Here is a 6,793-nt window from a genome sequence, read left to right as displayed (position 1 = left end):
GGGACTATGATGTACCTCATGTGATTAGGAAACGCTATAAAACGGCATAGTAAAGTAGTAAGGTGTGTTATGCCAAAGACTAACGCACCGTTTTTATAATTTATTGGGGTGCGTTAGGCTAACGCCATAACGCCACTACATATACTAAGCCACTAATGCCGCAAAATAACCAAACTGCTGTCGAATTCCGCGATGTCACCTTTAGCCGCAATCATCGCCCATTGGTGTCAAACCTCAATTTCAGCATCCATCAAGGAGAAGCACTGGTATTACTTGGACGCAGTGGTAGCGGCAAAACTACAACAATGAAGTTAATTAATCGCCTATTTACACCTACACAAGGCGAAGTTTTATTTGATGGCATTCCCACAACTCAATGGGACGAAATTAAACTGCGGCGAAAAATTGGTTATGTCATTCAAGAAATTGGTTTATTTCCCCATTTCACTGTAGAACGCAATGTGGGTTTAGTTCCTTCTTTAGAAGGTTGGCAATCTAAACAAATAAAAACGCGGGTTTATGAATTGTTGAAATTAGTCGGCTTAGAACCAGCACAATTCGCCGGACGTTATCCGCACGAACTTTCAGGTGGACAAAGGCAAAGAGTCGGGGTAGCCAGGGCAATAGCCGCAGATCCGCCAGTGTTGTTGATGGATGAACCCTTTGGCGCACTCGATCCCATTACGCGGCTAGAACTACAACAAGAGTTTCGGCATTTGCAGCAAGAATTAGGTAAGACAGTTGTTTTTGTCACCCACGATATTCAAGAAGCCTTAGTTTTGGCATCGCGAATTGGTTTAATGTATGGCGGAGAATTGGTAGTATTGGGGACGACAGATGAATTTATGCGATCGCAACACCCAGAAAGCCTTGCTTTTCTCCAATGTCTGCGTTCCTTCCAAGAAAATTTATGAAAAATTTCTTCCTTGTTAAGTATGCCCCAGAAATTCTTCAGCATACTCTCGAACATCTATTTTTAGTAGGCATTGCAATTGGAATTGCCATACTTGTAGGCATTCCATTAGGTATTTTAATTACACGCAAAACTTACCTTCGCCAACCAATTCTCGGCATAGCAAATATTTTCCAAACTATTCCTAGTTTGGCACTATTTGGTTTACTCATTCCTGTTCCTATAATTGGCGGAATTGGTGCAGTACCAGCAATTGTTGCTCTGACTGTATATTCCTTGCTGCCGATAATTCGTAACACTTACACAGGTATTACTAGTGTAGATCCAGCAATTAGAGAAGCTGGGAGAGGGATGGGAATGACAGATAGACAATTGTTATTACAAGTTGAGATTCCCTTGGCAATGGGAATAATTTTAGCAGGTGTGCGAGTAGCAACGGTAATTGCTATTGGGATTGCAACGATTGCAGCCGCAATTGGTGCTGGTGGTTTGGGAGTATTTATTTTTCGCGGCATATCAGTAGTGAACGACCAGTTAATTTTAGCTGGTGCAGTTCCGGCGGCGGTAATTGCATTACTGGCTGATTTTGGAATTGGTTCGTTGGAGAATAAATTAAAAATTAAAAGTTAATGAAAAGATTTTTTGCATTGTGCTTTTTAACTTGTATCTTGTTATTAGCGATCGCTAGCTGCACGCCAAATACAAATAGTAGCAGCGATGGCAATATTATTGTTGCTTCTAAGGATTTTACTGAACAAGATATTTTAGGTGAACTTTTAGCACAGCAAATTGAGGCAACAACTAATTTAAAGGTATCTCGTCGCCCTCGTTTGGGTGGTTCTTTTGTTTGTCATAGTGCGATTACTGCTGGCAAAATCGATGCTTATATTGAGTATTCAGGCACAGCTTTTACTGCAATTTTAAAGCAGAAGGCAGTTAACGATCCTAAAGAAGTATATGAGAAATTAAAACAAGCTTATGCCCAGAAATTTAATCTAGAAGTGATGCCAAGCTTAGGTTTTGAAAACACTTTTGCAATGATTGTCCGGGGTGATGATGCTAAACGCTACAATATTCAAACTCTCTCAGAAGCTACTCAATATACACCGCAGTGGCGCGGTGGTTTTGGTTACGAGTTTTTAGAACGAGAAGATGGTTTTCCGGGATTAGCAAAAACTTATGATTTACATTTTGCCAAACCTCCCCAAATTATGGATTTGGGTTTAATATATCGTGCTTTGATTCAAAAACAAGTGGATATGGTGGCGGGAAATTCTACTGATGGGCAGATTTCTCGCTTGGGTTTAATTGTCTTAAAAGATGATAAGCACTATTTTCCCCCTTACGAAACTGTGCCTATTGTTAGGCAAGAAATATTAAAAAAATATCCCCAATTAAGAACTGCGATCGCGTCCATTGCAGGGAAGATTTCGGCAGACGAAATGCGGCAACTAAACTATTTAGTTGAGGGTGAATTACGCGATATTAAAGATGTTGTCCAAGAGTTTCGCAAATTGAAAGGATTAGGTTCATCTCAAGGATAGATATAAAGGGAGCATTTTACTTTTGTAAAAATCTTTCTAGCCTTGGCAAGTGAAATTTAGCTAAAATTTGGAATAGTTAGCTATTATACGCAAATATCACAAACCCACTGCCTTCATAAGTGAACTCTCCTATTTTGCACATACCCATCTTTTGATGTGCGTGCAATGATGCTTCGTTATTTGCTTTAATAAACAGTATTCCTTCTCGCTCTGGTAGAAAATCTTTCAACTTCGCGAACATTCCCGCAGCAATACCTTGCCCACGCATGGTTTCATCAACACAGATGGGGCCATACAAGTAAGCATCTTTTGTACCAGCATAGGCTTGTAACACCACCTTGATGATTGGTAAATTAGCAGTTGTCTTTAACCAACTGAGTAAAAATCCGACAACTTGACCATCTTTGCGGGCAACAACACTCGGCATTTGAGATATAGTCATTATTACTGCTTCTGGCTCAAGATGACCTAACAACATACCACCATGTTCTGCATCATTGGCTTGGGCCAACTTGATAATTCCAGTAATATCGCTGAGGCTGGCACGGTCAATCACAACATCATTGAGGTGCATACAGTCTTAACCTAAATTAGGAAAAATAGAAGTTCCCTAGTAGGGAGCGCTAGCTTAAAGCCAAATTCCAAGAGGATAACTAGCAAGGTGATTTTTAGCGATCGCTTTATCCTTTGAGTTTTGCGATCGCTCCTTGGAAGATAATAAGCAGGGTTATTTTCCAATTATCCAAACTTGAATATTATTCATTATGCCATCTCTGGCTCAACAGCGATCGAACTAATATTTAGTCGTGTAATAGCTTCCAGGCAAAGTCATTGGAGAGCAAAATCCAAGTCACTTTCAATTAACTTTGCATCTGTTAGGTTAACCCCACTTAAATTGCAAAAGTGGAATTTTGCCCCTCTAAGGTCTGCTAATGATAGATTAGCTCCTGTTAAATCTGCATCAGTGAGGTTAACTTCACTTAAGTTAGCCCTACTTAGATTAGCACCCCTCAGTGAAGCTTTTTGTAAGTTTGCCTTAGTTAAGTTTGTCCTCATTAAGTACGCCTTACTCAAATTGGCACCATTTAAATTAGTTTGGCTTAAGTCTGCCGCCGTTAAATCAGCTTTACTTAAATTGGCTTGACTTAGGTTTGCCCAACTCAACAAAGCATAACTTAGGTTAATTTCACTCAGCTTCATTGATGCAAGTACTGCACACTTTAAGTTAGCATTAATAAAATTTCTTTCTCCCATTGCATAACGGCGTAAAACTTCATCAGTTGTTACTCTGTTTAAAACAGCTTTTGAAGCGCCTTCGTAACACCATGTAGCTTCTAATAGTTTAGCAGCAGTGTTAACAGCTACCTCATCACATTTAGCAATTATCACACCATTGCAGCCATCCCATTGACTGTTAAGCATAAGGGCAATCTCACTAGCAGCAGCAATGGAATCAAATAGTAAAACAGATTCTTTGCGCTGTTTTAACCAACTATTCCAACCAATCGAGATAATATTTTTCATTTCTATAAGTTTTGGTGCGTTAGAGGATGTTTGAAAAGTACTTGGCGATCTGTACTGGCTCCCCTTTTTAAGGCTACGGTGTACACACAAGTCTTTGAGAGTGGCCTCATAGGCTTTTGATCCCCCCAACCCCCAATAAATTGGGGGGCAAAAGTCTCTTAAAGTCCCCCAATTTATCGGGGAGCCACTGCGCCCAAGTGGAGCAAGTGGCGTGGATTTAGGGGGATCTCCAACGATTTTGGGTTTATATAGAGATGTGTGTACACCGTAGCCTTTTTAAGGGGAGAACCGGAATCAAAGTCCCTCTTAAAAAGGGGGATTTAGGGGGATCTAAATTTTTTATCCGACAAGATGACTTTTAAAACATCCTCTTAGGGTAATTATTTATCCATTAACTAAAACCCAAATGCTTTTGCAAAGCTTGGCGCATGACTTCTACAGGTACATTTTCCTGCTGTAACCAAATTTTTAACGCTGCTACCCCTTGCTGGACTAACATTTCTAAGCCATCGATCGCAATTGCACCTTGTTTTTCAGCTTGCTCTAGAAATTGCGTCGGTTTAGGGATATATATCAAATCGTAAGCGATCGCGCCTGTTGGTAAATTTGCTATTTCCTCTCCACTCAAAGGCGACTCATCAACATTGGGATACATCCCTATGGGAGTTGTGTTTACCAGCAGATTCGCTTGGGGGATTAGCTTTGCAACTTCTTCCCATTGGTGAACTTGCAAATTCTCCGCTATGGGTGAATTACTCCAACTATGGCGGAATTCTTGTAATCTCTGCATATTCCGCCCAACAACAAGAATTTTGGCAAAACCTAGTTGGTGACAACCTGCTACAACTGCTCTAGCTGCGCCACCATTGCCTAAAATTACCGCTACCTTCTGACTCCAATCCTGTTTATAGGTTGTCTGCAAAGGAGCGATAAACCCTTCTATATCGGTGTTTGTCCCCACCCATTGATTATTTTGACGACTAACAGTATTTACTGCCCCTATGGTTTGGGCAAGAGGGGTAATTTCTGAGAGGAGGGGCATAATTGCCTGTTTGTGAGGGATTGTAACACTAAAGCCGACAACCCCAATAGCGGCAAAGCCTGCGATCGCTACTTCTAAATTCTCTGGTGCTATGGGAAAGGGAAGATAAACGTAATTTAATCCTAAATTAGCAATCGCTGCATTATGCATCAGTGGCGACAGCGAATGTTCCACCGGATGTCCAATTACCCCTAGTAGTTTAGTTTTACCTGTAATCAATTTGTCATTTGTCATGTGTCAATAATTAGTAGTGATTTTTCCTTGCTCAATCCTTCTAAAGCAAGGATTTCAGTCTTTATTATCACTACATATTGACCAAATTCTCACACATCACGGGCTTTGAAAAAGTTGTAAATGGCAAGCCCAATAGCTATAAGTAACACTGCATGAATTAAATTTCCAGCAATATGAAGTGTTAATCCTAATGCCCAAAAAGCAACCAGTACAACAACAATACCCCAAAGGATGCTAAACATATATTTGACTCTTAGTAAAGTGATTTTTACTTGCTCACATATCTTATCGTCTAAGTTGAGTTTTATTCTATTTGCCCTAAGATAGGTTAACAAATTTAAATCATCTTTCTTTAGAAATAAACCGAAAGCATTTATTTTTTTTAATACCTAGAACTATAGACTAGTTGCAGGACTACAAACCGAATCTAGTAAATAAAAAAGGTTAGTGCTAAACATGTAGTAACAATCAAAGACTGAAACGCTGGCTTTGTACGGATTGAGTAAGGAAAAATCACTATTTACAAGTCAAAAACTACCCCCTCTGCTCCTCTGCCCTACAATTATTAAAAGCTACTTAACACTTCTTTATTTAAATCATGCAGGCAACTACAGCCCCCTCTACAAACCCAATTCCTGGTAAATATTGGCAGTGGCGCGGGCACAATGTTTACTATGTGCGTGCGGGAGAGAAGCAATCGCAACGTCCGCCTTTGCTTTTGGTACATGGATTTGGTGCTTCCACAGACCACTGGCGCAAGAATATCACAGGATTGTGTCAAGACTTTGAAGTATTTGCGATCGATCTTTTGGGATTCGGGCGATCGGCAAAACCAAAATTGCAGTACAGTGGCGACTTGTGGCGCGACCAACTTCATGATTTTATTACTGAAGTAATTGGTCAAAAAGCAGTATTAGCGGGTAATTCCCTTGGTGGCTACGCTGGCTTGTGTATTGCAGCGCAACATCCCGAAAGTGCGGCTGGTTTAGTTTTGCTCAATAGTGCAGGGCCCTTTAGCGAAAGCCAACCCACATCTGAGCCTGAAGCTTTACAATCAGAAATTCAGGCTCCCAAACAATCGGCTAATTTGCAGAAACTTCTTGGTGACTGCACTAAGTGGATTTTTCAACAACCTTTAGCCCAGTTTTTGTTATTTCAGTATGTGCGACAACGCTGGGTAATTCGCCAAACCCTAGAAAAAGTTTATCTTGACAAAAATGCCATTACAGACCAATTAGTAGAAGAAATTTCCCGTCCTGCTGACGATCCTGGCGCGTTGGATGTGTTTGTTTCAGTCTTTAGCAGTCCTCAAGGGGAAAAAGTTGATGTGCTACTAAAGCAATTAACTTGTCCTTTGTTGATGTTGTGGGGAGAAGCCGATCCTTGGATGAATGCTAGAGAACGTTCTCAAAAGTTTCGTCAATATTATCCTGAACTCACAGAACATTTCTTAACAGCCGGTCATTGTCCCCATGATGAAATACCCGATAGAGTAAACCAACTTTTAGGCGATTGGGTTTTGTCTCAGTAAGTGGG

The 6,793-nt window shown here is 40.5% G+C and carries 8 protein-coding genes; 4 read left to right on the top strand and 4 right to left on the bottom strand.

Annotated elements, in window-relative coordinates:
• The first annotated feature begins 155 nt into the window (after positions 1-155).
• From CDG77_RS06750 to CDG77_RS06740, 3 genes are read left to right on the top strand one after another with little or no spacing between them, the layout of a single operon-like run.
• Positions 156-914 carry an ATP-binding cassette domain-containing protein gene (locus CDG77_RS06750; protein ID WP_094328632.1) on the top strand — a complete coding sequence of 253 codons (759 nt, stop codon included), beginning with the start codon at positions 156-158 and terminating at the stop codon, positions 912-914.
• Positions 911-1,543 carry an ABC transporter permease gene (locus CDG77_RS06745; protein ID WP_094328631.1) on the top strand — a complete coding sequence of 211 codons (633 nt, stop codon included), beginning with the start codon at positions 911-913 and terminating at the stop codon, positions 1,541-1,543. The genes CDG77_RS06750 and CDG77_RS06745 overlap by 4 nt, the downstream gene beginning before the upstream one ends.
• Positions 1,543-2,457, top strand: coding sequence for a glycine betaine ABC transporter substrate-binding protein (locus CDG77_RS06740; protein ID WP_094328630.1), 915 nt, complete (start codon positions 1,543-1,545; stop codon positions 2,455-2,457). Before CDG77_RS06745 ends, CDG77_RS06740 begins: the two co-directional genes overlap by 1 nt.
• A gap of 76 nt (positions 2,458-2,533) precedes the next feature.
• Here CDG77_RS06740 and CDG77_RS06735 read toward each other — a convergent pair whose 3' ends face one another.
• The 4 genes from CDG77_RS06735 to CDG77_RS06720 all read right to left on the bottom strand — a co-directional run bounded on the left by CDG77_RS06735 (position 2,534) and on the right by CDG77_RS06720 (position 5,499).
• Positions 2,534-3,031, bottom strand: a complete 498-nt coding sequence (locus CDG77_RS06735; protein ID WP_094328629.1) for a GNAT family N-acetyltransferase — start codon at positions 3,029-3,031, stop codon at positions 2,534-2,536.
• Positions 3,032-3,285: 254 nt separating this feature from the next.
• Positions 3,286-3,981, bottom strand: a complete 696-nt coding sequence (locus CDG77_RS06730) for a pentapeptide repeat-containing protein (protein ID WP_094328628.1) — start codon at positions 3,979-3,981, stop codon at positions 3,286-3,288.
• A 391-nt stretch (positions 3,982-4,372) separates the two neighbouring features.
• On the bottom strand, positions 4,373-5,257 hold the full coding sequence (locus CDG77_RS06725) for a shikimate dehydrogenase (protein ID WP_094328627.1): 885 nt from the start codon (positions 5,255-5,257) through the stop codon (positions 4,373-4,375).
• Between the two features lie 89 nt (positions 5,258-5,346).
• Positions 5,347-5,499 (bottom strand): lmo0937 family membrane protein, encoded by a 153-nt coding sequence (locus CDG77_RS06720; RefSeq protein WP_094328626.1) that lies wholly within the window; start codon positions 5,497-5,499, stop codon positions 5,347-5,349.
• A 356-nt stretch (positions 5,500-5,855) separates the two neighbouring features.
• Here CDG77_RS06720 and CDG77_RS06715 point away from each other — a divergent pair, with 356 nt between their 5' ends.
• Positions 5,856-6,788 (top strand): alpha/beta fold hydrolase, encoded by a 933-nt coding sequence (locus CDG77_RS06715; RefSeq protein WP_094328625.1) that lies wholly within the window; start codon positions 5,856-5,858, stop codon positions 6,786-6,788.
• Positions 6,789-6,793: the final 5 nt, after the last annotated feature.

The organism is Nostoc sp. 'Peltigera membranacea cyanobiont' 213 (assembly GCF_002245975.1).
In the GTDB taxonomy this organism is placed as follows: Bacteria; Cyanobacteriota; Cyanobacteriia; order Cyanobacteriales; family Nostocaceae; genus Nostoc.
The sequence above is the reverse complement of the archived record's forward strand: the minus strand, read 5'-3'. Positions and strand labels throughout refer to the sequence as shown.